This is a genomic window from Ancylobacter lacus, from assembly GCF_018390635.1.
GTDB classification, from domain to species: domain Bacteria; phylum Pseudomonadota; class Alphaproteobacteria; order Rhizobiales; family Xanthobacteraceae; genus Ancylobacter; species Ancylobacter lacus.
In genome coordinates, this window is the sequence record NZ_JAHBGE010000008.1 from 44,840 (window position 1) to 70,684 (window position 25,845).

Consider the following 25,845-nt stretch of genomic DNA (forward strand, 5'->3'; position numbering starts at 1 on the left):
CCGGCCGCGCCGGATTCGGCCCTCCCGGCCCTGCGCAGGCCCTCAGGCGTGCCAGCCGAAGGCGATCTTCTCCAGCGTCTTGCCGCCGAAGGTTTCCGAGGAGCGGGCGACGGGGCGGCCGCCCAGCGCCCGGTAGAACCCGACCGCCGGCTCGTTATCGGCCAGCGCCCACACCGCGATCCCCTCGAAGCCGGCGCCGGAGAGTTCCTTACGGGCATCGCGGAACAGCCGGCGGCCGAAGCCGAGGCCCTGATATTCCGGCTTGAGGTAGATCTCGTAGATCTCGCCCTCGAAAGGCAGGCTGCGGGCGCGGTTGCGGCCGAAATTGGCGTAGCCAGCCAGCGCGTCGCCGAAGGTGAGCACCAGCACCCGGGAGCCGCGGTTGAGCGCGGACTGCCACCACGCCGGGCCGCGGCGGTGGATCATCTTTTCGAGGTCCGCGCCGGGGATCACCCCCCGATACGCCGCGCGCCACGCGGCATCGTGGATCTCTGCGAGTTCCGCTGCGTCGGCCGGCTGGGCCCGGCGGGTTTCGATCAGGAGCGTGCTCATGACTGAATGGGAGCAAATGCGCCGCCCGCGATCAAGAGGGCAGTTTGCGCTATCCGCCGTGATGGCCTGGACGTGACCGCGCGGACACGACAATGAAAGCCCCGGCGGGCAGGCGCCGCGCCGGGGCTTTCGCAGAGGAAGGACGGAGCGGGCCCTTGCCGGGCCGCGCGGGCCGGGGGTCAGACGCCCTCGGCTTCCTTGCGGCGCTCCTCGCGCTTGCGCTCGTTGGGGTCGAGCAGGCGCTTGCGCAGGCGGATCGACTTCGGCGTGACCTCGACCAGCTCGTCGTCCTGGATCCAGGCCAGCGCCCGCTCCAGCGTCATGCGGATCGGCGGGGTCAGGCGCACCGCCTCGTCCTTGGAGGTGGTGCGGATATTGGTGAGCTTCTTGCCCTTGAGGACATTGACCTCAAGGTCGTTGTCGCGGGTATGAACGCCCACCAGCATGCCCTGATAGACCTTCCAGCCCGGCTCGATCATCATCGGGCCGCGGTCTTCCAGGTTCCACAGCGCATAGGCCACCGCCTCGCCGGCCTCGTTGGCGATCAGCACGCCGTTGGTGCGGCCGGCGATCTCGCCCTTGTGGGGGGCGTAGGCGTGGAACAGCCGGTTCATGATGGCGGTGCCGCGGGTGTCGGTCAGCAGCTCCGACTGGTAGCCGATAAGGCCGCGGGTCGGGGCGTAGAACACCAGCCGCACGCGGTTGCCGCCGGAGGGGCGCATCTCGACCATTTCGGCGCGGCGCTCGCTCATCTTCTGCACGACGACGCCGGAGAACTCCTCGTCGACGTCGATCAGCACTTCCTCGATCGGCTCGAGGATCTCGCCCGCCTCGCTCTTGGTGAACACCACGCGCGGGCGCGACACCGCGATCTCGAAGCCCTCGCGGCGCATGGTCTCGATCAGCACCGCGAGCTGGAGTTCACCGCGACCGGAGACGTAGAACGAATCCTTCTCGGTGGATTCCTCGATCTTCAGCGCGACATTGCCTTCCGCCTCGCGGAACAGCCGGTCGCGGATGACGCGGCTGGTCACCTTGTCGCCCTCGGTGCCGGCGAGCGGCGAATCGTTGACGATAAAGGTCATGGTGACGGTGGGCGGGTCGATCGGCTGGGCCTTCAGCGGGGTTTCCACCGAGGGGTCGCAGAAGGTGTCGGCCACGGTGCCCTTGGAGAGGCCGGCGATGGCGACGATGTCGCCGGCAACGCCCTCCTCGATCGGCTGGCGCTCGATGCCGCGGAAGGCGAGGATCTTGGAGATGCGGCCCTGCTCGACCAGCGAGCCGTCCTGCGCCAGCACCTTGATGGCCTGGTTCGGCTTGATCGAGCCGGAGGTGATGCGCCCGGTGATCATGCGGCCGAGGAAGGGGTTCGCCTCCAGCAGCGTGCCGATCATCTTGAAGGGGGCTTCCTCCACCGTCGGCTCCGGCACGTGCTTCAGCACGAGGTCGAACAGCGGCGCCATGCCCTGGTCCTGCGGGCCTTCCGGGGAATGCGCCATCCAGCCGTTGCGGCCGGAGCCGTAGAGGATGGGGAAGTCGAGCTGTTCGTCATTGGCGTCGAGCGCGGCGAACAGGTCGAACACCTCGTTGATGACCTCCTGGGCGCGGGCATCCTGGCGGTCGACCTTGTTGATCGCGACGATCGGACGCAGCCCGACCTTGAGCGCCTTGCCGACCACGAACTTGGTCTGCGGCATCGGGCCCTCGGCGGCGTCCACCAGCACGATGGCGCCGTCCACCATGTTCAGGATACGCTCGACCTCGCCGCCGAAATCGGCGTGGCCGGGGGTGTCGACGATGTTGATCCGGGTATCCTTCCAGACCACCGAGGTGGCCTTGGCGAGGATGGTGATGCCGCGCTCCTTTTCGAGGTCGTTCGAATCCATCACCCGCTCGGCGACGCGCTGGTTTTCGCGGTAGGATCCGGACTGCTTGAGCAGCTCGTCCACCAGCGTGGTCTTGCCGTGGTCGACGTGAGCGATGATGGCGATGTTGCGCAGCTTCATAGATGAACACCAAAAAGCGGGTCCGAGGGGGTTCGGACCCGCGTGAATTTCGCGGCGCAATATACCCGCAAACGTCGGAAGATCAACGCATCAGGCGGGGCGGCGCCGGGCGCGGGCGCCGGAGGTATCCCGCGGTCACGCCCGGCGGAGCTGCCACAGCGCGAGGATGCCGGGATATTTGATCACCTCGCCGTCGCCGGTGCGCAGCCAGGCGACCTCGCGGTGGGAGGGCGACTGGGTCATGGCGAAGGCGACGGCGTCGTCGACGCTGTCGAATTCGTAGCTGTCCGGCCACTGGTCGGGCGCGTCCACGCTGTGGGAGGCCGGCCAGTACTGCAGCCGGACCGGCGTCTGCTGGTTCATCATGGTGTCCTCCTCGGCTCGGGGAGGCGAGGCTGCGCGGCGGGCGCAGCCCGGCCCCTGCCGGGGATCAATGCCCGCCGGCGGCGCCGGTTCCGGCCGCGCGTGCCGGCCCGTCAGGCGCCGGGCTTGCGGCCCCACGGGCCGAAGCGGCCTTCCGGCCGGGCGGTGCGCAGCATCATCATCTCGCCGATGTTCTCCGGCGACAGCAGCCCGACGAGGCGCCCCTCGGCGTCCAGCGCCCCCACCACCGGGGCGCGGCTGCGGGTGAGCAGGGCCAGCGCCGCCTCCAGCGGGCTGCGCAGCGAGACGGTGGGAATGTCGCCCTGCATCGCCTCCAGCACCGGGGCGTCCGGCCCGCCGGCCTGCAGCGCGCGGATCATGGCGTCGCGGGTCAGCACCCCGCGCAGATGGCCGGCGCCGTCGACGATGGGGAATTCCTTCTGCGTGGTGCGGATCAGCGCCTCGGCGGCGTCGCCGACGCTGGCGGTGGGCCCCAGCGTCTCGAAATGGGTGATCATCGCGTCCTGCACCAGCATGCCGCGCGCCACCTGCCGCATCTGGACATGGCCGGCCTCGCCCGAGGCGGCGAGGAACACGAACACCGCGATGATGATCAGCATGGGATTGCCGAAGATGCCGAGCAGCCCGAGGCCGACCGCCAGCGTCTGGCCGATCGAGGCGGCGGTCTGGGTGGCCTGGGCGTGGCCCATCCGCATCGCCAGCAGCGCCCGCAGCACCCGCCCGCCATCCATCGGGAAGGCGGGGATGAGGTTGAACACCACGAGGAAGATGTTCGCCCCGGCGAGCTTGGCCAGCATGCCGACCTGCGGGTTCTCGATGTCCTGCAGGTGCTCCACCCCGGTGGTGCCGCCGAGCAGCAGGATCAGCACCAGCGCGATGACCACGTTCACCGCCGGCCCGGCGAGCGCCACCACCAGCTCCTCCGACGGCTTTTCCGGGATGCGTTCGAGATTGGCGATGCCGCCGAACGGCCACAGCACCACCTCGGGCGTCTTCACCCCATAGCGCCGGGCCGCGAAGATGTGGCCGAACTCGTGCAGCAGCACGCACAGGAACAGCAGCGCCACGAAGGCGACCCCCTCCCACGCCGCGCTGGCGCCGCCGCGCTGGTAATAGGCGGCCCAGATCCACACCAGGAACAGCAGGAAGGTGACGTGGATGCGGACCGCCGTTCCATAGACATATCCGATGGTGAGCGACCAGGGCATGGGATTCTCCTTGCGTAAGCGCCGGCAGCATAGCCGCACCGTCGCGGCAGGACAGCCGATTCGGTCCTCCGCGCCGCGGCGGGGGAACCCGCCCCGGGCCGCCGTGTTGCTGCTGTGAACCCACAGGAGGCCTTCATGGACGACAAGAACACCGCCGAGGCGATCGACCAGGTGTGGCAGATGATGGAAAGCATCCGCACCTGCATGCTGGTGACCAAGCAGGGCGAGACCCTGCGTGGCCGGCCGATGCACGCCTTCCCCGCCCGGGAGGAGGGCTGCATCTGGTTCCTCACCGACCGCCGGGGCCATGCCGACGACGAGCTGAGCCGCGACCCGCAGGGCGCGCTGACCTTCGCCAACGGGGCGAAGAACGACTTTCTCTCCGTCTCCGGCGAGTGCGAGGTGCTGGACGACCGCGCCAAGGTCGGGGAGCTGTGGAACGACGCGGCGCGGGCCTACTGGCCGCAGGGCAAGGACGACCCCAACATCCGCGTGCTGCGCTTCCTCCCCGCGGAGGCCGAATACTGGGACGGCACCGCCAGCTCGATCCTGATCACGCTGAAGATGGTCGCGGCGCGGATCAAGGGCGAGCGGGCCAACCTCGGCGACAACCGGAAGGTGCCGCTCGACTGATGGACATGTTGGGGTGAGGGTCCGCCGGCGGCGCCAGCGGCATCTGCCGTCGCGGCCGGCCCGCCGCTGTGCCGCCCCGGCGGCTTTCGTCGGTCTGTGCCGCCCCGGCGGCTTTCGTCGGCAGGCTCGACCGCGCCGTACCGCCGGGGGGACGCCGCCTGCGGGAGCGGCCAGAACCGCAAGAGCCGGCGGCCGCTTGGGGCCGCCGCCGGCCTGGCCGGGTGCAGGGCTGTCTCAGCCGGCGATCTTGCGGGTGCGGCTGCCCAGCGTGCGCAGGCGCAGCGCGTTCAGCTTGATGAAGCCGGCGGCGTCGCGGTGGTCATAGGCCACCGCGCCTTCCTCGAAGGTCACGAGGTCCTGGTTGTAGAGCGAATAGGGCGAGCTGCGCCCCACCACCTCGACATTGCCCTTGTAGAGCTTCAGCCGCACCTCGCCGGTGACCAGCTCCTGGCTCTTGTCGATGAGCGCCTGCAGCATCTCGCGCTCCGGCGAGAACCAGAAGCCGTTGTAGATCAGCTCGGCGTAGCGCGGCATGATGTCGTCCTTCAGGTGCGCCGCGCCGCGGTCGAGCGTGATGCTCTCGATGCCGCGATGCGCCTTCAGGAGGATGGTGCCGCCCGGCGTCTCGTAGACGCCGCGCGACTTCATGCCGACGAAGCGGTTCTCGACGAGGTCGAGCCGGCCGATGCCGTTTTCCTTGCCCAGCGCGTTGAGCCGGGTCAGCAGGGCGGCGGGGGAAAGCGCCTCGCCGTCGATCGAGACCGCGTCGCCCTTCTCGAAGCCGACGGTGATGTAGGTCGCCCGGTCCGGGGCGTCCTCGGGGGCGATGGTGCGCTGGTAGACGAATTCCGGCGCCTCGATCGCCGGGTCCTCCAGCACCTTGCCCTCGGAGGAGGAGTGCAGCAGGTTGGCGTCGACCGAGAAGGGCGCCTCGCCGCGCTTGTCCTTGGCGATCTGGATCTGGTGCGATTCGGCGAAGGCGATGAGCTGTTCGCGCGAGCGCAGGTCCCATTCGCGCCACGGCGCGATGATCTTGATGTCCGGCTCCAGCGCGTAATAGCTCAGCTCGAACCGCACCTGGTCGTTGCCCTTGCCGGTGGCGCCGTGGGACACCGCGTCGGCGCCGACCTTGCGGGCGATCTCGATCTGCTTCTTCGCGATCAGCGGGCGGGCGATCGAGGTGCCGAGGAGATAGAGCCCCTCATAGAGCGCGTTGGCGCGGAACATCGGGAAGACGTAGTCGGCGACGAACTCTTCGCGAACATCCTCGATGAAGATGTGCTCGGGGCGGATGCCGAGCAGTTCGGCCTTGCGGCGTGCGGGCTCCAGCTCCTCGCCCTGGCCGAGATCGGCGGTGAAGGTCACCACCTCGCAGCCATAGGTGGTCTGCAGCCATTTGAGGATGACCGAGGTGTCGAGTCCGCCCGAATAGGCGAGGACCACCCGCTTCACGTCGCTAGCCATGTCGAATTCCGCGCTGAGAAGGCATTCATGCCCTGCCGAAGGGCGCGCGGACTATAGGCGCGCCGGCGGGTGGCGCAAGAGCCGGCACGAATGCCGGCTCAGGAGGAGCCGGGCTGGCGCGGCGTGGCGGGGACGGAGCGCAGCCCCATCGGCACCGGGGAGTCCGGCGGCAGGATTTCGGCCTCCACCACCCGGCTCTGGCCGGGGAAGGGCGCGCCGGCGCCGCCCGGGCCGCCGGGACCGCCCGGGCCGGTGAGGAACCTGGCCGGGATGACCGGCGCCGGCGCCGGCTTCGGCCGCCGCGGCATCCGCCCGCCATCGATCGGCTTCCAGAAGCCGGAGGTCCAGCCGGCGATGATCCAGTAGACCACCCCGCCGCACAGGCCGGCGGCGAGCGGGTAGAAATCGGCGCCATCGACCGGCATCGACCCGAACGGCGTCAGCATCTGCCCGGCGATCCAGCCGGCGAGGCCCACATTCAGCGTGTGGTACAGCAGCGAGCGGACCGCGAAGACCTCCGCGAACAGCATGCCGACGCTCGCCAGCCCCCAGGCGGTCAGCGCCAGCCCGGACAGCGCGGTCATCACCTTGATGACGGCGTCGACGATGCCGGGCAGGTCCAGCGTCATCAGCCGGGGCAGCGCGTGGCTCAGGTCGAACAGGCCCATCGTCATCACCACCAGCATGGCGAGCATGCCGGCGAGGTAGCCCAACGGCACGACCAGGACACGCAGCAGCAGGCGGAGCAGCCGATCCATTTCCGGCGCCCTATTCCGCGGCCGCCATGGCCCGCAGGGCGAGCCTTTCGCGCGCGGAGAGACGTTCGGTCTCGCTCTTGAGCTGGCCGCAGGCGGCGAGGATGTCGCGCCCGCGCGGGGTGCGCACGGGGCTCGAATAGCCGGCGCGGAAGACGATGTCGGAAAACTGCTCGATGGTCTCCCAGTCCGAGCACTCGTAGCGGGTGCCGGGCCAGGGGTTGAACGGGATGAGGTTGATCTTGGCCGGGATGCCGGCCAGCAGCCGCACCAGCGCCCGCGCATCGGCCGGGCTGTCGTTCACGCCCTTCAGCATCACATATTCGAAGGTGATGCGCTTGGCGTTCGACACCGGGGGGTAGGTGCGGCAGGCCTCGAGAAGCTGCTTCAGCGGGTACTTCTTGTTGATCGGCACCAGCTCGTCGCGCAGCTCGTCGCGCACGGCATGGAGCGAGATCGCCAGCATCGGCCCGACCTCGCGGCCCAGCCGCTCGATTTCCGGCACCACGCCGGAGGTCGAGACCGTGATGCGGCGCTTGCCGATGCCGAGGCCCTCGCCATCCGCCAGGATCTCGATCGATTCGGCGACGGAATCATAGGCGTAGAGCGGTTCGCCCATGCCCATGAAGACGATGTTGGTGAGAAGCCGGTCGCCTTCGGTGGGCAGGCCGGGGCCGGTGGCGCGGGTGGCGCCGGGGTAGTCGCCGAGCCGGTCGCGCGCGACCATCACCTGCGCCACGATCTCGGCGGCGGTCAGGTTGCGCACCAGGCGCTGGGTGCCGGTGTGGCAGAACGAGCAGTTCAGCGTGCAGCCGACCTGGCTGGAAACGCAGAGCGTGCCGCGGTCGCTCTCCGGGATGTAGACCATCTCGACGTCGTGGGGCCGGTCGCCGGCGATCTCCGGCGGCAGCCGCAGCAGCCATTTGCGGGTGCCGTCGGCGGAGACCTGCTCGACCACCACCTCGGGCCGGGCCAGCGTGAAGCGCTCGGCGAGCCGGGCGCGCAGGCCCTTGCCGACATTGGTCATCTCGTCGAAGGAGGTGACGCCGCGCAGGTAGATCCAGTGCCAGAGCTGCGCCGCCCGCATGCGCTGCTCGCGTTCGGGCAGGCCGAGCTCCGCCAGCGCCGCCAGAAGGCGGGCACGGCTGAGGCCGGCGAGCGAGGGCAGCCCTGCACGCGGCGGCGAGGTGGTTGCGTCGGCCGGCGCGGTGCGCGGCGCGGTGTCGATCACGGTCATCATCGGTCTGTGAAAGTTGCTTGCGCGGGTTTTAGCACGAATGCTGCGCCATGGCGAATGGCCCGCGCCGCAGGCTCACTTCAGCGGTACGTAGATGTCGATCACGAGATCGTCGGGCGAGGTGGAGCGGGGATCGGAGCGGTATTCCTCGATGTAGAGGTCCTGCGCCTCGAGGTCTTTTGCGTCCAGCAGGTTTGCGATCTGCTCATAGGTCGGGTCCATCGCGTCATAGGAGCCGCGATGGGTGAAGCGCATCGCCCGGCCGGCGGGGGAGGCGGAGAAGGTGAGGCCGCCCAGCGGCTTGTCCGTGGTGGCCCCGGCGAAGGGCAGCGCCACCTCGAAGTCGAAGCCGGCATCGTCGGTGGCGGTGTAGACGACCATGGGCGGCCCGGCGGGCTTCAGCTTCATCCGCGCCAGCTCGGCGTCGGTCTCCTTCACCGCGTTGACGATGCTGACATAGCCCTCCTCCCAGCTCGACTGGCCCTTCCGGGTCAGCACCGCGCGGGGCTGCAGCTCCACCAGCTCGCCATAGCCATCCGGCCGGTTCTGCGGGTCGCGGTTGCCGTCGGCGGTGGTGACGCCATCCGGCGCGGCGGGCACGGGCTGGGTGTCGACGCCCTTGGGGTCGACCACCGGCGGGCTTGAGAGTGCATCGTCGTCGTCGCCGGGCAGGGCGGGCGCGGCGGCGGGCGGGCTCGCCTCCGGCGCGGTGCCGGCGGGCGGGGTGGCCGGCGCCTGCGCGCGCACGGCGGGAACGCCCGATCCGAGCGCCAGCAGCGCGAGGCCGGTGGCGGCGGCGCAAGGACGAAACAGGCGGCGAAGAGAGCGCAGATCCATGGGTCACCCTGCCGGCGCGGAGCGGACCCGGTTCTAGCACTGTCCTTCCGCCGTCGCGATGGCAGATGTAAGCCGATTTCGCGGGGAGGAAAGCGTCGCCGCCCGGCAAACCGTGCGGGAAGGGTGCCGCAAAGGGAAGGCTGGCCTTCGCGCCGGCCCTTGCCCTATAAGGGCGCGAGCCGGCCGCCGGCACCCGGCCGCGGCGGGCGTGACCTTTCGACCCCGTGCCGCCGAGGCGCGGCCCCTTCGACCCCCCTCGCCGCCGCGCGCGGCCCTGTTCGACGACGTCCCGGTGCGACGCGGAAAGCTGCTTCATGGCCCTGCTGGCGAACCGCCCCTTCGTGAAGATGAACGGCCTCGGCAACGAGATCGTGGTGCTCGACCTGCGCGCCGCCCCGGTCGCCGTGCCGCCGGACGAGGCGCGGGCGCTGGCCCGCCCGCAGGCGCTGCCCTTCGACCAGATCATGGCGCTGTACCCCGCCCGGACGCCGGGCACCGACGCCTTCGTGCGCATCATCAATGCCGACGGCTCCGAGGCCGGCGCCTGCGGCAACGGCACGCGGTGCATCGCGCTGTATGAATCCGGCCGCACCGGCCGCGACCATCTGGTGTTCGAGAGCGTGGCCGGGCTGCTCGACTGCCGCATCGTGGCGGAAGGCGTCACCGCCGACATGGGCGCCCCCCGCTTCGGCTGGCAGGACATTCCCCTCGCCCACGCGGTGCCGCACACCGGCGCGGTGGAGCTGACGCTGGAAGGCCTCGCCGCCCCGGCCATGGCCAATGTCGGAAACCCCCACGCCACCTTCTTCGTCGCCGACCTCGCCGCCCATGATCTCGCCCGGCTCGGCCCGCGGCTGGAGCACCACCCGATCTTTCCCGAGCGCGCCAATATCGGGCTGGCGCAGATGCTGGCGCCGGACCACATCCGCCTCGCGGTGTGGGAGCGCGGCGCCGGCCTCACCCGGGCCTGCGGCTCGGCGGCCTGCGCCGCCGCGGTCAACGCCATGCGCACCGGGCGCAGCCCGCGCCGCGACGGCCAGCCGCTCCGCGTCACCCTGCCCGGCGGCGACCTGCTGATCGAATGGCGGCAGGCCGACGATCACATCCTCATGACCGGCCCGGCCGAGACCGAATTCGTCGGCGAACTCTCGCCCGCCATGCTCGGCGCCGCCGCCTGAGAGCGTCCATGACCGACTCCTCCCTGACCGACCCCGCCCCGACCGACGCGGCCGCCGCCGCGGCTTCCGGCGATCTGCCGGGCCACGTGCCGGCCGCGGCCGGCGTCGCGGTGATGACGTTCGGCTGCCGGCTCAACACGCTGGAATCGGAGGCGGTGCGCCGCGCCGCCGAGGCGGCGGGACTGGAGCGCGCCGTGGTGGTCAACACCTGCGCGGTCACCGCCGAGGCGGTGCGGCAGGCGCGGCAGGCGATCCGCCGGCTGAAGCGGGAGGACCCCGGCCGCCGTATCCTCGTCACCGGCTGCGCCGCGCAGACCGAGCCGGAGACCTTCGCCGCCATGGACGAGGTCGAGCGGGTGGTCGGCAACGCCGAGAAAACCCTGCCGCAGACCTGGGTCGCGGCGCGGCAGGCGGTCGATTTCGGCATCGGGGCGGAGGAGAAGGCGGTCGTCGGCGACATCATGAGCGTGCGCGAGACCGCGCTGCACCTCATCGACGGCATCGAGGGCCGCACCCGCGCCTTCGTGCAGGTGCAGAACGGCTGCGACCACCGCTGCACCTTCTGCATCATCCCCTATGGCCGGGGCAATTCCCGCTCGGTGCCGATGGGCGAGGTGGTGGCGCAGGTGCGCCGGCTGGTCGAGAACGGCTATGGCGAGGTGGTGCTGACCGGCGTCGACCTCACCTCCTACGGCGCCGGCCTGCCGGGCGCGCCGAAGCTCGGCACGCTGGTGCGCGCCATTCTGCGCCATGTGCCGGAGCTGGCGCGGCTGCGGCTGTCCTCGATCGATTCGGTGGAGGCCGATCCCGAACTGATGGCGGCGCTGGCGGAGGAGGAACGGCTGATGCCCCATCTCCACCTCTCGCTGCAGGCCGGCGACGACCTCATCCTCAAGCGGATGAAGCGCCGGCATTCCCGGGCCGACGCCATCGCCTTCTGCCGGGAGGCCCGGCGGCTGCGCCCCGATCTGGTGTTCGGCGCCGACATCATCGCCGGCTTCCCCACCGAGACCGAGGCGCATTTCCGCAATTCGCTGGCGCTGGTCGAGGATTGCGGGCTCACCCATCTGCACGTCTTCCCCTTCTCCCCGCGCCGGGGCACGCCGGCGGCCCGCATGCCGCAGCTTGCCCGCGAGGTGGTGAAGGAGCGGGCCAGGCGGCTGCGCGAGCGGGGCGCCCAGGCCCTGCTGCGCCACCTCTCCGGCGAGGTGGGCCGCCTGCGCGCGGTGCTCGCCGAGACCGAAGGCCTCGCCCGCACCGAGGGGTTCACCCCGGTGCGCCTTGCCCGCCCGCTGGAGCCGGGCACCCTTTCGACGCTGCGCATCGCGGGCCATGACGGCACGCGGCTGCTCGCGGCCTGAACCTGCCGGAACCCGACATGAGCGAGAACGACGCCCCCCGGCCCGGCTTCTGGAAGCGGCTGACCCAGGGCCTGACCCGCACCGCGACCAACCTGTCGAGCGGCATCACCGACCTCTTCACCAAGCGCAAGCTCGACGCCGCCACGCTGGAAGACCTCGAGGACATCCTCATCCGCGCCGATCTCGGGGTGGAGACCGCCGGCCGCATCAGCGAGGCGGTGGGCAAGGGCCGCTACGAGAAGAGCATCGACCCCGACGAGGTGCGCGGCCTCGTCGCGCAGGAGATCGAGCGGGTGCTGGCCCCGGTCGCCACCCCGCTGGTGTTCGATCCCGCCATCCGGCCGTTCGTGCTGCTGATGGTCGGCGTCAACGGCTCGGGCAAAACCACCACCATCGGCAAGGTGGCGGCGCGTCTGCGCGCCGAGGGCAAGAAGGTGGTGCTGGCCGCCGGCGACACCTTCCGCGCCGCCGCCATCGAGCAGCTCAAGGTCTGGGCGGACCGCACCGGGGCCAGCATCGTTTCCCGCGAGCCGGGCGCGGATGCCGCCGGCGTCGCCTTTGACGGGCTGGCGAAGGCCCGCGCCGAGGGCGCCGACGTGCTGATCGTCGACACCGCCGGCCGGCTGCAGAACCGCGCCGAGCTGATGGCGGAGCTGGAGAAGGTGGTGCGGGTGCTGAAGAAGCAGGACCCCGCCGCCCCGCACGCGGTGGTCCTGGTGCTGGACGCCACCGTCGGCCAGAACGCGCTGTCCCAGGTCGAGGCGTTCCGCCGGGTGGCGGGCGTCACCGGCCTCGTCATGACCAAGCTCGACGGCACCGCCCGCGGCGGCATCCTGGTCGCGATCGCCGCCAGGCACGGCCTGCCGGTGCATCTGGTCGGGGTGGGCGAGGGGGTGGACGACCTCCAGCCCTTCACCGCCCGCGATTTCGCCCGCGCCATCGTCGGGCTGGACTGAGCGCCCTCGCCTTCCCGCCCCGCCGGCACGCCCCGGCACACCCGGCGCGGCCTTGATCCTGCCGCGCCCGCGGGCCACAACGGGGCATCACCCGAGGACACCGCATGACCGAGACGACGCCGGCGCCCGCGCGCACCATGCACCCGCTGCTCAAATTCGCGCTGGAGATGGGCCCGCTCGTCATCTTCTTCGTCGCCAACGGCAAGGCCGGCATCTATGTCGCCACCGCCGCCTTCATGGTGGCGACCTTCGCCGCGCTGGCGCTGATGTGGGTGCTGGCGCGCAAGATCGCGGTGATGCCGCTGATCTCCGCCGCGGTGGTGCTGGTGTTCGGCACGCTGACGCTGTGGCTGCAGGACGACCACTTCATCAAGCTGAAGCCGACCATGGTGAACGCGCTGTTCGGCGCCGCGCTGCTCGGCGGGCTGGCCTTCGGCCGGCCGCTGCTGCCCTATGTGCTGGGCGACGTGTTCCGGCTGAAGCCGGAGGGCTGGCGCCGGCTCACCATCCGCTGGGGGGTGTTCTTCCTCGCCATGGCGGTGCTGAACGAGATCGTGTGGCGCTCGGTGTCGACCGACACCTGGGTCGCCTTCAAGACCTTCGGCTATCTCCCGCTCACCTTCGTCTTCGCCCTGGCCCAGGCCCCGCTGCTGAACCGCTACGCGCTGGAGCCGGAGGCCGATGCCGCCGCCCGCGCCGCCGAGGGCCGCCCGGCGGCGGAGTAGGGGGAGCGGGCCGGGGTGCCGGCCCGCCCGCCGTTCACGGGCAGGGGTTGCCCACGCGCTGGTGCACCGCGTCGATCTTCGCCTCGACCTCGGGGCTGAGGACGAGGTCGATCGCGTCGATGTCGGTCTTGAGCTGCGCCATGGTGGTGGCGCCGATGATGACCGACGTCATGAAGGAGCGCGACAGGCAGAAGGCGATCGCCATCTGCGCGGGGTCGAGCCCGGCTTCCGCGGCGATGCCGAGATAGGCCGCCACCGCCTCCTCCGTGCCCGGCGTCTCGTAGCGCTGGCCGCGGTTGAAAAGGGTGGAGCGCGCCCCGGCCGGGCGGGCGCCGTTCTGGTACTTGCCGGTGAGGTAGCCCTGCGCCAGCGGGGAATAGGCCAGCAGGCCGACATCCTCGCGCAAGCTCACCTCGGCAAGGTTCACCTCATAGGTGCGGTTCAGCAGATGGTATGCGTTCTGGATCGACACCACGCGCGGCAGCCCCCCTCGCGCGTCGGCCTCGTGGAGGAAGCGCATCGTGCCCCAGGCGCTCTCGTTGGAGAGCCCGAAATGGCGGATCTTGCCTTCCTTCACGAGGTCCCCCACCGCTTCCAGCGTTTCGAGGATCGGGGTCTCCTCGCCGGAGACGTCCTTCCACCGCGTGGGGTTGGAGCCGAAATACGGCACCGGCCGGCCCGGCCAGTGGAGCTGGTAGAGGTCGATATAGTCGGTCTGCAGCCGCGTCAGGCTCTTCTCCACCGCCTCGCGGATCTGCGCCCGGTTCGGCCGCGCCGGCGAGCCGTCGTCGCGGAACCACGTCATGTCGGAGAGGCCGCAGACCTTGGTGGCCACGATGACCTTGTCGCGGTTGCCCCGCGCCTTCATCCAGGTGCCGATGATGCGCTCGGTCGAGCCCTGGGTGTCGGGCTTGGGCGGGATGGAATAGAGCTCGGCGGTGTCGAGGAAGTTGATGCCCCGGTCGAGGGCATAGTCCATCTGGGCGTGGCCTTCGGCCTCGGTGTTCTGCTGGCCATAGGTCATCGTGCCGAGGCAGATGGCGCTGACCTCAAGGCCGGTGCGGCCAAGCGGGCGATACTGCATGGGATTGTCCGGGAATCTGGGGGCAGGATGGAAGCAGGTGCGGCGTTGCACCGGGTTCTGCATGATAGGGGGCCACCCCCGGCCGGACAAGATGCCGCTTGGTCAGTGGCCTTGATCAGCCGCCTTTGGTCACTCGCCTGCCCCGCCGCGCGTGGCGCCCGCCGCCCTTCCCTCCCCGGCCCAGAAGGCGCGGGCCTGCGGCGGCAGCCGCGCCAGCGCCGCGGCAAGCCCCGCGGCATCGTCCCGCGCGGCATCGTCCGGAGCGGCCAGCGTCACGGCGAGGGCGGCGGCGACATGGCTGACCGCGTCGGCCCCGGCGAGGTTGTGGTGCGGCCGCAGCGCCTTCACGTCCCGCAGCACCGCCGCGGGGTCCCAGTTCTCCTCGCGTGGCTGCGGCTCCCAGTGCTGGATGAACATCCCGCCCAGCAGCGGCGGCAGCGCGGCGGCGAACAGCAGCGTTTCGGTGGGGTCGAGCCGGCGGCGGAAGGCCCGGAACACCGCGTCGACCACGGTGTAGGCCTGATGCCGGCTCGACAGGCCGGCGCGCTCCGCGACCTCGCCGAGAAAGCCGTCCAGCTCGGCGCTGGCGCGGCGATAGGCCATCGGAACCGTCATGCCCGCGTCCTCAGCCCTTCAGCGTCGCCAGCCACGCCTCCACCGCCGGCAGCATGCGCTCGACGATGATGTCGACGCCGGCCGCGGTGGGGTGGACACCGTCGGCCTGGTTCAGCTTGCCCTGCCCGGCGACGCCGTCGAGGAAGAACGGGTAGAGCGGCACGCCGTATTTCGCCGCCAGCGCGGGGTAAAGGGCGTCGAAGCGCTGCTTGTAGGCGGCGCCCATGTTGGGCGGGGCCAGCATGCCGGCGAGCAGCACGGGAATGCCGCGCGCCTTCAGCCGCGCCAGCATCTCGTCCAGCGCCTTTTCCGCGAGGCCCGGGTCGAGCCCGCGCAGCGCGTCATTGGCGCCGAGTTCGAGGATCACCCCCTGGGTGCCGTCGGGGATCGACCAGTCCAGCCGGGCGAGGCCGGCGGCGGTGGTGTCGCCGGAAACCCCGGCATTCTCGATCACAACGTCGTGTCCGCGCGCCTTGAGCGCCGCCTGCAGCCGGGCCGGAAAGGCCTCCTTCGCCGGCAGGCCGAGGCCGGCGGTGAGGCTGTCGCCAAAGGCCACCAGCCGCAAAGGCTCCGCCCGCGCCGGTCCGGCGAGGGCCATAGTGCCCAGCGCCAGCAGCGCCAGCGCCAGATGACGCAAGGTCGTGAACGCCCCCACCCGCCCCTTTCGCCGACGGTGCAGCGCACCATATGCTGGCGTTCCGAACCATAGCCGGCTCGCGAATCCGGGGCGCCGCGAACGGCCGTTGAAACCAGAGATCATGCAGCGCGATTCCTTCTCGTCTTCCGCTCCGGCGGTCCGGCTGGACAATGTCCAGCTTTCCCTCGGCTCCGGCGCGGCGCGGGTCCACATCCTCAAGGGCGTTTCCCTTCATATAGGGTCGGGCGAGGCGGTTGGACTGGTCGGCCCCTCGGGTTCGGGCAAATCGAGCCTGCTGATGGTGCTGGCCGGGCTGGAGCGGGCCGACAGCGGCACGGTCGAGGTGGCGGGCGAGCCGCTGACCGGGCTGGGCGAGGACGCGCTGGCGCGGTTCCGCGGCCGCCATGTCGGCATCATCTTCCAGGCCTTCCACCTCATCCCCACCATGACCGCGCTGGAGAATGTCGCGGTGCCGCTGGAGCTGGCGGGCCGGGCGGACGCCTTCGCGCGGGCCGCGGCGGAGCTGACGGCGGTCGGGCTCGGCCATCGGCTGGACCATTACCCCGCCCAGCTCTCCGGCGGCGAGCAGCAGCGCGTGGCGGTGGCCCGGGCGCTCGCCCCCGAGCCGGCCATCCTCGTCGCCGACGAGCCCACCGGCAATCTCGACGAGGAAACCGGCCGCCAGATCATGGAGCTGATCTTCGCCAGCCGCGCCGCGCGCGGCACCACGCTGGTGATCGTGACCCACGATCTCGGTCTCGCCCGCCGCTGCGACCGGGTGGTGCGGCTGCGCTCCGGCCATATCGAGGCGGAAGACGCGGGAGCCGCGCCGCTGCCGGCCGGCGCGGTGCCGGCATGAGCGTCGCCGCCTCGCCGGCCACCACCGCCGCCCGCTCCACGCGCCGCCCGCCCGGGCGGGCCGCCGGGCTCGGCATCGCGCTGCGCTTTGCCCTGCGCGAGCTGCGCGGCGGGCTGCGCGGCTTCGCCGTGTTCCTCGCCTGCCTCACCCTCGGCGTCGCCGCCATCGCCGGGGTCGGCTCGCTGTCCCGCGCGCTGACCGACGGGCTGGCGCGGGAGGGCTCCACCCTGCTGGGCGGCGACGCCGCCTTCACGCTGGTGCAGCGCGAGGCCACCGCGCCGGAGCTGGCGCTGCTCGGCGCGCGGGGCCAGGTGTCCACCATCGCCACGCTGCGGGCCATGGCCCGGGTCGGGGAGGGCGAGTCCTTCGTCTCGACCCTCGCCGAGGTCAAGGCGGTGGACGGCGCCTATCCCCTCACCGGGACGCTGGAGACCGTGCCGCCCGGCCCGCTGGCGCCGGCGCTGGCCGAGGTCGACGGCGCCTTCGGCGCGGTGGTCGATCCGCTTCTGGCCGAGCGGCTGGGGCTGAAGCCCGGCGACCGCTTCCAGATCGGCGAGGCGACGCTGCGGCTCGCCGCGACCATCGTCCGGGAGCCGGACCTGCTCTCCACCGGCATCGGCTTCGGCCCCCGGCTGATGATCTCCCGCGCCGCGCTGGACGCCTCCAGGCTGGTGCAGCCCGGCAGCGTGGTGCGCTGGCAGTATCGGGTGAGGCTGGACGACCCCGCCGGGCTCCCCGCCTTCCTCGACGCGGTGAAGGCCGGCGCCCCGCAGGCGGGCTTCGAGATCCGCAGCCGCGACGCCGCCGCTCCCCGGCTGGAGCGGGACGTGAACCGGTTCGCCCAGTACCTCACCCTGGTCGGGCTCACCGCGCTGCTGGTCGGCGGGGTGGGGGTGGCCAATGCGGTGAAGAGCCATCTCGACGCCAAGCGGGCGGTGATCGCCACCTTCAAGTCGCTCGGCGCCACCGGGGGCACGGTGTTCGCGATCTACCTGATCGAGGTCGGTCTCATCGCACTGATCGGCGTCCTCATCGGCCTCGGAATCGGCGCGACCATACCGTATGGCGTGCTCTGGGCGGCAGGTTCCATGATACCCCTCGCCATCGAGCCGAGCGTGCAGCCGCTGGCGCTGCTGCTGGCGGTCGGCTACGGCCTGCTGGTGGCGCTGGCCTTCGCGCTGTGGCCGCTGGGGCTCGCCCACGAGGTGCCGGTCTCGGCGCTGTTCCGCGACCGCACCGACCCCGGCCGCCGCCGTCCCCGCCTGCTTTATCAAACACTTGCCTATGGCGCGGCGGCCGCGCTGGCCGGGCTCGCGGTGTTCGCGGCGGAGGATCGGCGCATCGCGCTGTACTATCTCGTCGGCGCCGGCAGCGTTCTGCTGGCGCTGCGGCTCGTCGCCTTCGGCCTCATGGCCCTCGCCCGCCGCCTGCCGCGCCCGCGCGCCACCGAGGCCCGGCTCGCCCTCGCCAACATCCACCGCCCCGGCGCCCTGACCCCGACCGTGGTCCTGTCGCTGGGCCTCGGCCTCACGCTGATCGTGACGCTCGCCCTCATCGACCGCAGCCTTACCCGGGAATTGACCGCAAACCTGCCGAATGAGGCCCCGAGTTTCTACTTCGTCGACGTTCAGAGCACGGAAGTCGACGATTTCACCCAATTTCTCGGAACGGAGGCGCCCGGCGCCAAGGTCGAGGTGGTGCCGATGCTGCGTGGCCGGCTGATCACCATGGGCGAGCGGGCGGTGGAGGACATCACCCCGCCGCCGGAATTCGCCTGGGTCCTCTCCTCCGACCGCGGCATCACCTATGCCGACTCGCTGCCCGAGGGCTCCGCCCTGGCCGAAGGCACGTGGTGGGCGCCCGACTATGCCGGCCCGCCGCTGGTCTCCTTCGAGAAGGAGATTGCCGATGCTTTCGGTCTGAAGATCGGCGACAGCGTGGTGGTGAACGTGCTGGGCCGCCCGATCACCGCGAAAATCGCCAATCTGCGCCATGTCGACTGGGAAAGGCTGGCGATCAACTTCGTCATGGTGTTCTCGCCCAACACCTTCCGCGGCGCCCCCCACACCTCGCTCGCCACCCTCGCTCTGGCGCCCGGCGCCGATTCCGGGACCGCGGAGCGGCAGGTCGCGCGCGCCGTCGGCACCCGCTTTCCCGGGGTGACGGTGGTGCGGGTCAAGGATGCGCTGGCGCAGATCGGCGATATCGTCGGCCAGCTCCTGCTCGCCATCCGCGCCGCCAGCCTGGTGACGCTGGTGTCGAGCGTGCTCGTGCTGGCCGGCGCGCTGGCGGCGGGCCAGCAGCAAAGGGTCTACGACGCGGTGGTGCTGAAGACGCTCGGCGCGACCCGAGGTCGGCTTCTGCTCGCCTATGGGCTGGAATACGCCGCCCTCGGCCTCGCCACCGCGCTGGTCGCCATCGCCGCCGGCTCGCTCGCCGCCTATGTCGTGGTCACCAGCGTGATGAAGATCGGCTTCGCCTTTTCCGCCCCGGCCGCGCTGGGAGCGGTGGCGGCGGCACTGCTGCTGACCGTCGGCTTCGGCCTGATCGGCACATGGCGCGCTCTGGGGCAGAAGCCTGCACGCCTGTTGCGCAATCTGTGACATACTGGGGTAGCAGGGGGGATCGCGCCTGACGTTGGGTCAATTCTGACGCAAAGTTCACTTGCGGCGTGATCCGGCCTTGCCCATATTCCTGAACGAAAACAGTCCATAGCTGCGGCATCCGGCCGACAGGAGGCTGTTTCGGGGAATTTCGAGAGGATCCGACACGATGTCCGACTATGATCGCAACGTCGCCGCCGCGCGGTTCGGCACCAGGGCGGCGCGGACGGAGGCCGCGATCGACCAGGGCCTCCGCTCGTATATGCTGAGCGTCTACAACTACATGACCCTCGGCCTCGCCATCACCGGCGCTGCGGCTCTGGGTATCTACATGCTCGCCGTGACCAACGATGCGAGCCAGGCGGCCGGCCAGGTGGCCGGCGGCATCATGCTGACGCAGTTCGGCTATGCGCTGTTCGTGAGCCCGCTGAAGTGGGTGGTGATGCTGGCCCCGCTGGGTGCGGTGTTCTTCCTCAGCTTCCGCATCAACAGCATGAGCGTATCCGCCGCGCAGCTGACCTTCTGGGTCTATGCCGCGCTCGTCGGCATTTCGCTCTCGACGATCTTCCTGGTCTATACCCACGCCAGCATCGTCCGGGTGTTCTTCATCACCGCGGCGTCGTTCGGCGCGCTGAGCCTGTATGGCTACACCACGCCGCGCAGCCTCTCGGGGATGGGCTCGTTCCTGATCATGGGCCTGTTCGGCATCATCATCGCGAGCCTGGTGAACATCTTCCTCGGCTCGTCGATGCTGCAGTTCGTCATCTCGGTGGTGGGCGTGCTGGTCTTCGCCGGCCTGACGGCCTACGACACCCAGCGCATCAAGGAGATGTATTTCGAGGGTGACGACACGCTCGTCGCCGGCCGCAAGGCCATCATGGGCGCGCTGACGCTCTATCTCGACTTCATCAACCTGTTCATGATGCTGCTGCAGCTCTTCGGCAATCGCAACAGCGACTGATCCCGCGTCGCTTGCGCCGTCACGATAGAAATGGGCCCCGGCACGTCGTGCCGGGGCCTTTTCATTGCCCGCGCCTGTGGGACACCCGTCTGCGGGAGTGCCTGCAGCTACCAGCGCAGATTTGCCTCGAGCCAGTAATTGACTTCGCGAGGCCCGAGGCCGCGATAGGGCATTTTCATCAAGGCGAGGTAGAGGCTGTCGCCGTCGTCGACGAAATCGCGCAGCCGGTCGAACAGATCCTCGTCGTTCTCCGTCGTGGCGACCGCGAAACTGCGCGAGGTGAGCTGCGTCCAGGGCGTCTGCTTGATCGCGGCGACCAGCCCCGCTTCCCGATCGGGGTGGCCGACATCGTACGTCACGAGAAAAACAGCCATCGTTCCCTCAAAGAATGCGTAACGTGGCGGAAGGGAGCACAGCCTGTGCCATATCGCCACTGCAAGGACGACGTGCCTGCGCGGCACTCGTGACAATCCCTCCGGCCTTGCTCCATAGTGCCGGCGGCGCCACACGGCGCACGTGTCCTTCTGGAGTTCGGCGCCGATGGTGTCGCTGGTCATTGCCGCCGCTGTGTTCGTCAGCCTGCTGGTGGGCGCTTTCGTCGGCATCCTTGCCCGCAGCCGGCTGCCGCAGCACCATCTGAGCCGGGACAGCCTCGACGTCGTCGCCATCGCCATGGGCATGGTGGCGGCCATCACCTCCGTGGTGCTCGGGCTGCTGATCGCGTCGGTGAAGGAATCGTTCGACCAGGTGCAGGGCGATGTGCGCACGTTCGCGGTGCAGTCGATCCTTCTCGACGAGGCGCTGCAGCCCTTCGGTCCTTCGGCCGATACGGCCCGCGCGGCGCTGGTTCGCGAGATGGAGGTCGTGCTGCGCGATCAGTTCGGGCAGATGGAACGGCTGGACGACACCCGATCGGCCCTGACCGGCGCGATGATCGCGCTCGGCGGCGCCCTCAATGCGCTGCAGCCGTCAAACGTCACCCAGGAACAGTCCATCGCCAATGCGCGCTCGGCGTATAACCAGCTCATCCAGTTGCGCTGGACGGTGGTGGAGCAGCGTAACGGCAGCATTTCGCCGATACTCCTCATCGTCATCGTGAGCTGGATCGCCATCGTCTTCTTCAGCTTCGGCCTTGCGGCGCCGCCGAATGGCACGCTGATCGCGACCTATGTGCTGTGTGCGTGGTGCATCGCGGCCTGCATTTTCGTGCTGGTCGAGATGGACCGGCCGCTGGACGGCCTGATCCGCATCGATCCCTCGCCCCTGTCGGATGCACTGGTACGGGTGCGCGGCTGAGCGGACCCCCCTTGTCGCGGCCACGGCGGCGGTGCCACGATGATGCGCGACCGTTCGCCGGAGGGGCCGATCATGACCATGCGCCGGCCCGGCCGCCCGGCTCCCATGCTGGGCGGCGGATTCTACAACCGGCACTCGCGGCTGCAGTCCGGCGGCAGCGCCTTTGCCCTGCCGATGATCGCGCCGGCCATCGCCGGCCTTCCGCAGCCTCTCGGTGTGCCGGCCGTCATCGCGGATTACGGTTGCGCCCAGGGGGGCAATTCCCTGCAGCCGGTCGGCCTCGCCGTTGCCGCGCTGCGCGAGAGGATCGATGCCGAGGCGCCGGTGTGCGTGGTGCATGTCGACCAGCCCGACAATGACTTCGCCACCTTGTTCCATCTCATCGAGGAACATGAGGCGAGCTATCGCCGGGTCAGTCCCCGGGTGTTCGCCTCGGCGGTGGGCCGCAGCCATTTCGAGCAGGTGCTGCCCGATGACACCGTGAGCTTCGGCTGGTGCGCCTTCGCGGTCCACTGGCTCAGCCGCGCGCCTGTCAGCGCCGCGGGCCATCTCTGGGGGCGGATGGCGCCGCCGCCGATCCGCACCGCGCTCGCAGCGCAGTCGGCGGAGGACTGGCGGACGTTTCTGCGCTGCCGGGCGCGGGAATTGCGGTCCGGCGCCGCCCTGCTCGTGGTCCAGCCGACGGTGGAGGACGAGGCGGCGACCACCTTTCCGGTGATGATGGCCGCGGCACAGGCGCAGATCGAGGCGCTGGCGGCCTCGGGCGTGTTACGTCCGGCCGAGCGCGAGCGGCTGACGGTGTGGCTGTTCGAGCGCACGCCGGAGGCGATCCGCGCACCCTTCGCGGCGGGGGACGTCGCTGGGCTGGCCCTCGTCGAGGAGCGGCTGGACCGCCGGCCGGACCCTTACTGGGCGGCGTATCGGGAAAATGGCGATGCCGCCGCGCTCGCGGCCGGGCAGATCGGCTTTATCCGGGCGGCTTTCGGCCCCTCGCTGCTGGCCGCCCTCGATGCCGACCGCAGCGCGAGCGAGCGGGAGGGCATTCTGTCGGACCTGCTGTCGGGCCTTGAAGCCGGCATGGCGGCTTCCCCCAGCGCGCTGCTGGAGCCGCTGACGGTGCATGCCGGGCTGATCGTGAAACGCTAGAGTGTGGTGCCCCAAGACGGATTCGAACCGCCGACCTACTATTTACGAAACAGTTGCTCTACCGGCTGAGCTATTGGGGCATTTCCACATCGGTACGACCTGAAAGGCCGTTTGCCGTCGTCGGCACCCGCTGGTGCGTCGGTCCGGCCGCGCCGACGGGTCCCCGCGGCGCGGCCCTTCTGTAACCGCGAAGCGCCGGCATTTCAAGCCGGTGCCGGCAGGCCATCGCCACCCCGGCGCAAGCCCCGGTGTGGCGGTGGCGCCGGCCTTGGCCCCAGCGCCGCACCGCCCGCCGGCGCGGCGTCGCCTCAGCCCCAGGGGCCTCGGCGCGGCGCGGTGCGGCCCGCCGTGGCGCGCCCCCAGGCACCCGACCGGGTCTGCGGCCCGCCGCCGCCCCAGGGGCCGGCCGGCGCGTCGCCAGCGGTTGAGCCGTCGCTCCAGCCCCCCGCAGCGCCGCCTCGTTCGGCGAGGGCACGCAGCGCGGCGATGCGGTTTTCGGTGGCGGGGTGGGTGGAGAACAGGTTGTCCATCCGCTCGCCAGAAAGCGGATTGATGATGAACATGTGGGCGGTGGCGGGATTGTGCTCGGCCGCCATGTTCGGCACCTGGTGAGCGGCATTGGCAATGCGCGCCAGCGCCGAGGCGAGCCAGAGCGGCTGGCCGCAGATCTCGGCCCCCAGCTTGTCGGCCTCGTATTCGCGCGAGCGCGACACCGCCATCTGCACGACCATCGCCGCCAGCGGCGCCAGCACCATCATCAGGAGGGTGCCGATCATGCCGAAGGGCTGGTTGTTGTCGCGGTTGCCACCGAAGAACATGCCGAAATTCGCCAGCATGGAGATCGCGCCCGCCAGCGTGGCGGTGATCGTCATGGTCAGCGTGTCGTGATTCTTGATGTGGGCGAGCTCATGGGCCATCACGCCCGCCACTTCCTCGCGGGAGAGGGAGTTGAGCAGGCCGGTGGTCGCGGCCACCGCGGCATTGCGCGGGTTGCGGCCGGTGGCGAAGGCGTTGGGCTGGGGGTTATCCATGATGTAGACGCGCGGCATCGGCAGATCGGCCCGGCGGGCGAGATCCTCGATCATGCCGACGAACTCGGGCGCGCTGGAGCGATCCACCGGACGTGCCCCATACATCGAGAGCACCATGCGGTCGGAATTCCAGTAGCTGAAGACGTTCATGCCCGCCGCGACGATGAGCGCGATCACCATGCCGCCCTGCCCGCCGATCATGAAGCCGACGCCCATGAAGAGCGCGGTCATGCCTGCCAGCAATATCGCCGTTCGCATGTAGTTCATTGGGTCCTCCGGCTTGCGCCGACCGGCCGGCGCGCCGAAATTAGGATGGGAAGAAGGCGGGGCTTCCGCAAGGGTTCCGCCTTCCCCAACGTTATGACACTCCGCCGTGCCCATGCTGTGAGCGAGCCATGACCGACGAAAATCCTGTTGCCGAAGGCGTCCCGGTGCGGACGCGGCTTTTGAGCCCGGCGGCGCAGCGCGCCCTCGCCGAGGCCGCCGCCCGACGTGCGGCCCGCGACCGCGAGGAAAGCGTCCCCGCCCGCGAGATCAACGGGCGGGATGGGCCGGAGCCGGTGCGCTATGGCGATTGGGAGGTGAAGGGTATCGCCTCGGATTTCTGAGGTCGGCCCATGTGGCGGCGGTCGGCCTGGGCGGCGGTGGCTCAGACCTCGTCGGCCTCGCCGTCGTCGAAGGCGTCGCGCACCCGCTTGCGGATCTCCACCCGGTCGCGCGAGGCGACATTCAGCAGTTCCGCCGCCCGCCAGACCAGATTGTCCTCGAACTCGGTCAGCCCGCCATCGGCAAAGGCGACCTCGAACATCATCTCGACGATGCGGCGGCGGCCCTCCTCGTCCAGCGCGCGGTTCAGCACGCTGGTGAAGCTGTAGAGGTCCACCGCTTCGGCATCGCGGGCGATCGCCGATTCCACCAGCTCGGCGGCCTCGGCCGGACCGAGGCTGAAGCGCGCGGCGAGGATGCGGCGCAGCTTTTCCATTTCCTGCGCGCCGACCACGCCGTCGATGGTCACGACATGCACCAGCAGTGCCGCTGCGGCGAGACGGTAGTCGGTGTCGACGAAGGTCTCGCGGTGCCCGCCGGCGATCTCGGCGATGAAATCGGTCAGGGTGCGCAGCATGGCTGGGCTCGTATCCTCGCGGCGGCGCGGTGTGCGGGCGATGGGTGGTCGCTGATGATCGGGAGGCGGCCGGGAAGGCCACGCCAGCTTGGGTTAGCTGAAAGCCGCCAAAGGCGCAACGGCCGCCGGACGCAAAGAAATCCCGGCGGCACCGAGGGAGCCGCCGGGAGAGTCGAGAGAGTGCGGGCCGCTGTCGGTCAGCTCAGATAGTCGGCGTGGCGGGCGACATGATCGGCAAGACCCAGCGCGTGCATCTTCACCAGTGTCTCGGCGCGCTCGGTGTCGCGCGCCTCCAGCGCCTGGATGATGGCGAGGTGATCCTGGATGGAGCGGGCCACCCGGTCGTTCTCGCCGATCGTCTTGCGCCGGATCATGCGCATATGGGTGAAGAGATTTTCGGCGAGGTTCACCAATATCCCGTTGCCGCCCATGGCGATGATGGTCTGGTGGAACTGGATGTTTATCTCGGAATATTCGTCGAGCTTGGCGTGGAGCGTGCCGTCTTCGAAGGTCGTGAACATCTCCCGGAGACGGGAAATCTCCTCATCCGTGGAGTGCAGCGTGATGAGGCGGGCGGCCAGTCCTTCCAGCGCCGCCCAGACCTGGATCATCTCGATGACTTCGCGCCGGGTCTTGCGCACGACATAGATGCCCCGGCGGGGAACCGAATGGACGAAGCCCTCGCGTTCGAGCTGGGCCATGGCTTCGCGCACCGGCGTGCGGCTGACACCGAGGCTTTGCGCCAGCTGGCGCTCGTCGAGGCGAACCTCGTGGGGCTGGTCGTAGATGTTGAGCGAGACGATGACCTCCTTCAGCGCGCTGTAGGCGCGGTTCTTGAAGGTCGAGGTATCCTCCAGCGGCGCCACCGCCAGTTTCGGCGCTCCTGGCAGGCGGCGGATCTGCGGATCAAAGCTCATGGAGCGCTCTCCCGTTCGGGAAGGCCGGCAGCGTGGCGGACGACGTCGGGGATCTTGTGCCGGCCGTGGCGCGGGTATCGGCGGGTGCCGTTAGCCTCGCGCCCGTTCGCCCGGGCCATTCCGCCGGTGAGTAGGGTGATGAGATGGACCATTCGCGTTTCCTCCCGAACCCGGAATCTATGTGGACGGGCGCCTTGCCGGCGGATCGCATTCTGCGGCGTCCGTCCGACACGGCAAGCCGTGTCTCCGAATGCCCGAGCTCCGCTCTCCGGGGAGG

The 25,845-nt window shown here is 70.2% G+C and carries 26 protein-coding genes and 1 tRNA gene; 11 read left to right on the forward strand and 16 right to left on the reverse strand.

Annotation, left to right across the window (positions count from 1 at the left end; translation table 11 throughout):
- Nucleotides 1–42: 42 nt before the first annotated feature.
- From KHC27_RS01630 to KHC27_RS01645, 4 genes are all read right to left on the reverse strand, one after another.
- Nucleotides 43–552 (reverse strand): GNAT family N-acetyltransferase, encoded by a 510-nt coding sequence (locus tag KHC27_RS01630; RefSeq protein ID WP_213334229.1) that lies wholly within the window; start codon nt 550–552, stop codon nt 43–45.
- Nucleotides 553–731: 179 nt separating this feature from the next.
- A complete protein-coding gene (gene typA, locus KHC27_RS01635; RefSeq protein WP_213334232.1) occupies nt 732–2,558 on the reverse strand; it encodes a translational GTPase TypA in 1,827 nt (608 codons plus the stop codon).
- A gap of 135 nt (nt 2,559–2,693) precedes the next feature.
- Complete coding sequence (locus KHC27_RS01640) at nt 2,694–2,924, reverse strand: hypothetical protein (RefSeq protein ID WP_213334235.1); 231 nt, start codon at nt 2,922–2,924, stop codon at nt 2,694–2,696.
- Nucleotides 2,925–3,034: 110 nt separating this feature from the next.
- Nucleotides 3,035–4,150: a site-2 protease family protein gene (locus KHC27_RS01645; RefSeq protein ID WP_213334237.1), complete on the reverse strand. Its 1,116-nt coding sequence runs from the start codon at nt 4,148–4,150 to the stop codon at nt 3,035–3,037.
- 135 nt (nt 4,151–4,285) lie between these two features.
- Between KHC27_RS01645 and KHC27_RS01650 the strand changes: the two genes are divergently transcribed.
- Nucleotides 4,286–4,783 (forward strand): pyridoxamine 5'-phosphate oxidase family protein, encoded by a 498-nt coding sequence (locus KHC27_RS01650; RefSeq protein WP_213334239.1) that lies wholly within the window; start codon nt 4,286–4,288, stop codon nt 4,781–4,783.
- A gap of 234 nt (nt 4,784–5,017) precedes the next feature.
- Here KHC27_RS01650 and KHC27_RS01655 read toward each other — a convergent pair whose 3' ends face one another.
- The 4 genes from KHC27_RS01655 to KHC27_RS01670 form a co-directional block, all read right to left on the reverse strand.
- Entirely contained in the window at nt 5,018–6,247 is a 1,230-nt protein-coding gene (locus KHC27_RS01655) for an argininosuccinate synthase (RefSeq protein ID WP_213334241.1), read from the reverse strand.
- A gap of 98 nt (nt 6,248–6,345) precedes the next feature.
- Complete coding sequence (locus KHC27_RS01660; RefSeq protein WP_213334243.1) at nt 6,346–7,005, reverse strand: hypothetical protein; 660 nt, start codon at nt 7,003–7,005, stop codon at nt 6,346–6,348.
- 10 nt (nt 7,006–7,015) lie between these two features.
- Nucleotides 7,016–8,239, reverse strand: coding sequence for a dual-specificity RNA methyltransferase RlmN (rlmN, locus tag KHC27_RS01665; RefSeq protein ID WP_246518668.1), 1,224 nt, complete (start codon nt 8,237–8,239; stop codon nt 7,016–7,018).
- Nucleotides 8,240–8,314: 75 nt separating this feature from the next.
- Nucleotides 8,315–9,076: a GyrI-like domain-containing protein gene (locus KHC27_RS01670; protein ID WP_213334247.1), complete on the reverse strand. Its 762-nt coding sequence runs from the start codon at nt 9,074–9,076 to the stop codon at nt 8,315–8,317.
- Between the two features lie 314 nt (nt 9,077–9,390).
- Here KHC27_RS01670 and dapF point away from each other — a divergent pair, with 314 nt between their 5' ends.
- The 4 genes from dapF to KHC27_RS01690 all read left to right on the forward strand — a co-directional run bounded on the left by dapF (nt 9,391) and on the right by KHC27_RS01690 (nt 13,296).
- The gene (gene dapF / locus KHC27_RS01675; protein WP_213334249.1) at nt 9,391–10,254 is read left to right on the forward strand and encodes a diaminopimelate epimerase; all 864 of its coding nucleotides are present in this window, start codon (nt 9,391–9,393) and stop codon (nt 10,252–10,254) included.
- 113 nt (nt 10,255–10,367) lie between these two features.
- A complete protein-coding gene (mtaB, locus tag KHC27_RS01680) occupies nt 10,368–11,615 on the forward strand; it encodes a tRNA (N(6)-L-threonylcarbamoyladenosine(37)-C(2))-methylthiotransferase MtaB (RefSeq protein WP_246518701.1) in 1,248 nt (415 codons plus the stop codon).
- 17 nt (nt 11,616–11,632) lie between these two features.
- Nucleotides 11,633–12,571 (forward strand): signal recognition particle-docking protein FtsY, encoded by a 939-nt coding sequence (ftsY, locus tag KHC27_RS01685; protein WP_213334253.1) that lies wholly within the window; start codon nt 11,633–11,635, stop codon nt 12,569–12,571.
- Between the two features lie 104 nt (nt 12,572–12,675).
- Nucleotides 12,676–13,296, forward strand: a complete 621-nt coding sequence (locus KHC27_RS01690; protein ID WP_213334255.1) for a septation protein A — start codon at nt 12,676–12,678, stop codon at nt 13,294–13,296.
- Nucleotides 13,297–13,330: 34 nt separating this feature from the next.
- Here the strand turns inward: KHC27_RS01690 and KHC27_RS01695 are convergent, their stop codons facing one another.
- The 3 genes from KHC27_RS01695 to KHC27_RS01705 all read right to left on the reverse strand — a co-directional run bounded on the left by KHC27_RS01695 (nt 13,331) and on the right by KHC27_RS01705 (nt 15,593).
- Nucleotides 13,331–14,380, reverse strand: coding sequence for an NADP(H)-dependent aldo-keto reductase (locus KHC27_RS01695; protein ID WP_213334257.1), 1,050 nt, complete (start codon nt 14,378–14,380; stop codon nt 13,331–13,333).
- Nucleotides 14,381–14,509: 129 nt separating this feature from the next.
- Entirely contained in the window at nt 14,510–14,995 is a 486-nt protein-coding gene (locus tag KHC27_RS01700; RefSeq protein ID WP_213334259.1) for a DUF2267 domain-containing protein, read from the reverse strand.
- Nucleotides 14,996–15,005: 10 nt separating this feature from the next.
- On the reverse strand, nt 15,006–15,593 hold the full coding sequence (locus tag KHC27_RS01705; protein WP_213334512.1) for an arylesterase: 588 nt from the start codon (nt 15,591–15,593) through the stop codon (nt 15,006–15,008).
- Between the two features lie 160 nt (nt 15,594–15,753).
- Here KHC27_RS01705 and KHC27_RS01710 point away from each other — a divergent pair, with 160 nt between their 5' ends.
- From KHC27_RS01710 to KHC27_RS01720, 3 genes are all read left to right on the forward strand, one after another.
- The gene (locus KHC27_RS01710) at nt 15,754–16,491 is read left to right on the forward strand and encodes an ABC transporter ATP-binding protein (RefSeq protein ID WP_213334261.1); all 738 of its coding nucleotides are present in this window, start codon (nt 15,754–15,756) and stop codon (nt 16,489–16,491) included.
- Entirely contained in the window at nt 16,488–19,094 is a 2,607-nt protein-coding gene (locus tag KHC27_RS01715) for an ABC transporter permease (RefSeq protein ID WP_213334264.1), read from the forward strand. The genes KHC27_RS01710 and KHC27_RS01715 overlap by 4 nt, the downstream gene beginning before the upstream one ends.
- 169 nt (nt 19,095–19,263) lie before the next feature.
- A complete protein-coding gene (locus tag KHC27_RS01720) occupies nt 19,264–20,055 on the forward strand; it encodes a Bax inhibitor-1/YccA family protein (protein WP_213334266.1) in 792 nt (263 codons plus the stop codon).
- 107 nt (nt 20,056–20,162) lie between these two features.
- Here KHC27_RS01720 and KHC27_RS01725 read toward each other — a convergent pair whose 3' ends face one another.
- On the reverse strand, nt 20,163–20,429 hold the full coding sequence (locus KHC27_RS01725) for a hypothetical protein (protein WP_213334268.1): 267 nt from the start codon (nt 20,427–20,429) through the stop codon (nt 20,163–20,165).
- Between the two features lie 166 nt (nt 20,430–20,595).
- Between KHC27_RS01725 and KHC27_RS01730 the strand changes: the two genes are divergently transcribed.
- A complete protein-coding gene (locus KHC27_RS01730; RefSeq protein WP_213334270.1) occupies nt 20,596–21,351 on the forward strand; it encodes a bestrophin-like domain in 756 nt (251 codons plus the stop codon).
- Between the two features lie 72 nt (nt 21,352–21,423).
- A complete protein-coding gene (locus tag KHC27_RS01735) occupies nt 21,424–22,497 on the forward strand; it encodes a class I SAM-dependent methyltransferase (protein WP_213334272.1) in 1,074 nt (357 codons plus the stop codon).
- 4 nt (nt 22,498–22,501) lie between these two features.
- Here the strand turns inward: KHC27_RS01735 and KHC27_RS01740 are convergent.
- Nucleotides 22,502–22,577: transfer RNA gene (locus KHC27_RS01740), tRNA-Thr, on the reverse strand.
- 228 nt (nt 22,578–22,805) lie between these two features.
- The gene (htpX, locus tag KHC27_RS01745; protein WP_213334274.1) at nt 22,806–23,795 is read right to left on the reverse strand and encodes a zinc metalloprotease HtpX; all 990 of its coding nucleotides are present in this window, start codon (nt 23,793–23,795) and stop codon (nt 22,806–22,808) included.
- Between the two features lie 128 nt (nt 23,796–23,923).
- Between htpX and KHC27_RS01750 the strand changes: the two genes are divergently transcribed.
- Nucleotides 23,924–24,136 (forward strand): DUF1674 domain-containing protein, encoded by a 213-nt coding sequence (locus tag KHC27_RS01750; protein ID WP_213334277.1) that lies wholly within the window; start codon nt 23,924–23,926, stop codon nt 24,134–24,136.
- Nucleotides 24,137–24,177: 41 nt separating this feature from the next.
- On the opposite strand, the gene KHC27_RS01755 is transcribed toward KHC27_RS01750, so the two are convergent.
- Nucleotides 24,178–24,651 carry a tellurite resistance TerB family protein gene (locus KHC27_RS01755; protein ID WP_213334279.1) on the reverse strand — a complete coding sequence of 158 codons (474 nt, stop codon included), beginning with the start codon at nt 24,649–24,651 and terminating at the stop codon, nt 24,178–24,180.
- 197 nt (nt 24,652–24,848) lie between these two features.
- A complete protein-coding gene (locus KHC27_RS01760; RefSeq protein ID WP_213334281.1) occupies nt 24,849–25,568 on the reverse strand; it encodes a GntR family transcriptional regulator in 720 nt (239 codons plus the stop codon).
- Between the last annotated feature and the right edge of the window lie 277 nt (nt 25,569–25,845).

Coding starts and splice junctions, on each gene's coding strand:
- dapF (WP_213334249.1), top strand. CDS start 9,391: ATGGCCCTGCTGGCGAACCGCCCCTTCGTGAAGATGAACGGCCTCGGC.
- KHC27_RS01690 (WP_213334255.1), top strand. CDS start 12,676: ATGACCGAGACGACGCCGGCGCCCGCGCGCACCATGCACCCGCTGCTC.
- KHC27_RS01735 (WP_213334272.1), top strand. CDS start 21,424: ATGACCATGCGCCGGCCCGGCCGCCCGGCTCCCATGCTGGGCGGCGGA.
- KHC27_RS01660 (WP_213334243.1), bottom strand. CDS start 7,005: ATGGATCGGCTGCTCCGCCTGCTGCTGCGTGTCCTGGTCGTGCCGTTG.
- KHC27_RS01655 (WP_213334241.1), bottom strand. CDS start 6,247: ATGGCTAGCGACGTGAAGCGGGTGGTCCTCGCCTATTCGGGCGGACTC.
- KHC27_RS01705 (WP_213334512.1), bottom strand. CDS start 15,593: ATGGCCCTCGCCGGACCGGCGCGGGCGGAGCCTTTGCGGCTGGTGGCC.
- KHC27_RS01630 (WP_213334229.1), bottom strand. CDS start 552: ATGAGCACGCTCCTGATCGAAACCCGCCGGGCCCAGCCGGCCGACGCA.
- KHC27_RS01720 (WP_213334266.1), top strand. CDS start 19,264: ATGTCCGACTATGATCGCAACGTCGCCGCCGCGCGGTTCGGCACCAGG.
- KHC27_RS01670 (WP_213334247.1), bottom strand. CDS start 9,076: ATGGATCTGCGCTCTCTTCGCCGCCTGTTTCGTCCTTGCGCCGCCGCC.
- htpX (WP_213334274.1), bottom strand. CDS start 23,795: ATGAACTACATGCGAACGGCGATATTGCTGGCAGGCATGACCGCGCTC.
- typA (WP_213334232.1), bottom strand. CDS start 2,558: ATGAAGCTGCGCAACATCGCCATCATCGCTCACGTCGACCACGGCAAG.
- KHC27_RS01700 (WP_213334259.1), bottom strand. CDS start 14,995: ATGACGGTTCCGATGGCCTATCGCCGCGCCAGCGCCGAGCTGGACGGC.
- ftsY (WP_213334253.1), top strand. CDS start 11,633: ATGAGCGAGAACGACGCCCCCCGGCCCGGCTTCTGGAAGCGGCTGACC.
- KHC27_RS01695 (WP_213334257.1), bottom strand. CDS start 14,380: ATGCAGTATCGCCCGCTTGGCCGCACCGGCCTTGAGGTCAGCGCCATC.
- KHC27_RS01640 (WP_213334235.1), bottom strand. CDS start 2,924: ATGATGAACCAGCAGACGCCGGTCCGGCTGCAGTACTGGCCGGCCTCC.
- KHC27_RS01725 (WP_213334268.1), bottom strand. CDS start 20,429: ATGGCTGTTTTTCTCGTGACGTACGATGTCGGCCACCCCGATCGGGAA.
- mtaB (WP_246518701.1), top strand. CDS start 10,368: ATGACGTTCGGCTGCCGGCTCAACACGCTGGAATCGGAGGCGGTGCGC.
- KHC27_RS01760 (WP_213334281.1), bottom strand. CDS start 25,568: ATGAGCTTTGATCCGCAGATCCGCCGCCTGCCAGGAGCGCCGAAACTG.
- KHC27_RS01715 (WP_213334264.1), top strand. CDS start 16,488: ATGAGCGTCGCCGCCTCGCCGGCCACCACCGCCGCCCGCTCCACGCGC.
- KHC27_RS01710 (WP_213334261.1), top strand. CDS start 15,754: ATGCAGCGCGATTCCTTCTCGTCTTCCGCTCCGGCGGTCCGGCTGGAC.
- KHC27_RS01650 (WP_213334239.1), top strand. CDS start 4,286: ATGGACGACAAGAACACCGCCGAGGCGATCGACCAGGTGTGGCAGATG.
- KHC27_RS01730 (WP_213334270.1), top strand. CDS start 20,596: ATGGTGTCGCTGGTCATTGCCGCCGCTGTGTTCGTCAGCCTGCTGGTG.
- rlmN (WP_246518668.1), bottom strand. CDS start 8,239: ATGACCGTGATCGACACCGCGCCGCGCACCGCGCCGGCCGACGCAACC.
- KHC27_RS01755 (WP_213334279.1), bottom strand. CDS start 24,651: ATGCTGCGCACCCTGACCGATTTCATCGCCGAGATCGCCGGCGGGCAC.
- KHC27_RS01750 (WP_213334277.1), top strand. CDS start 23,924: ATGACCGACGAAAATCCTGTTGCCGAAGGCGTCCCGGTGCGGACGCGG.
- KHC27_RS01645 (WP_213334237.1), bottom strand. CDS start 4,150: ATGCCCTGGTCGCTCACCATCGGATATGTCTATGGAACGGCGGTCCGC.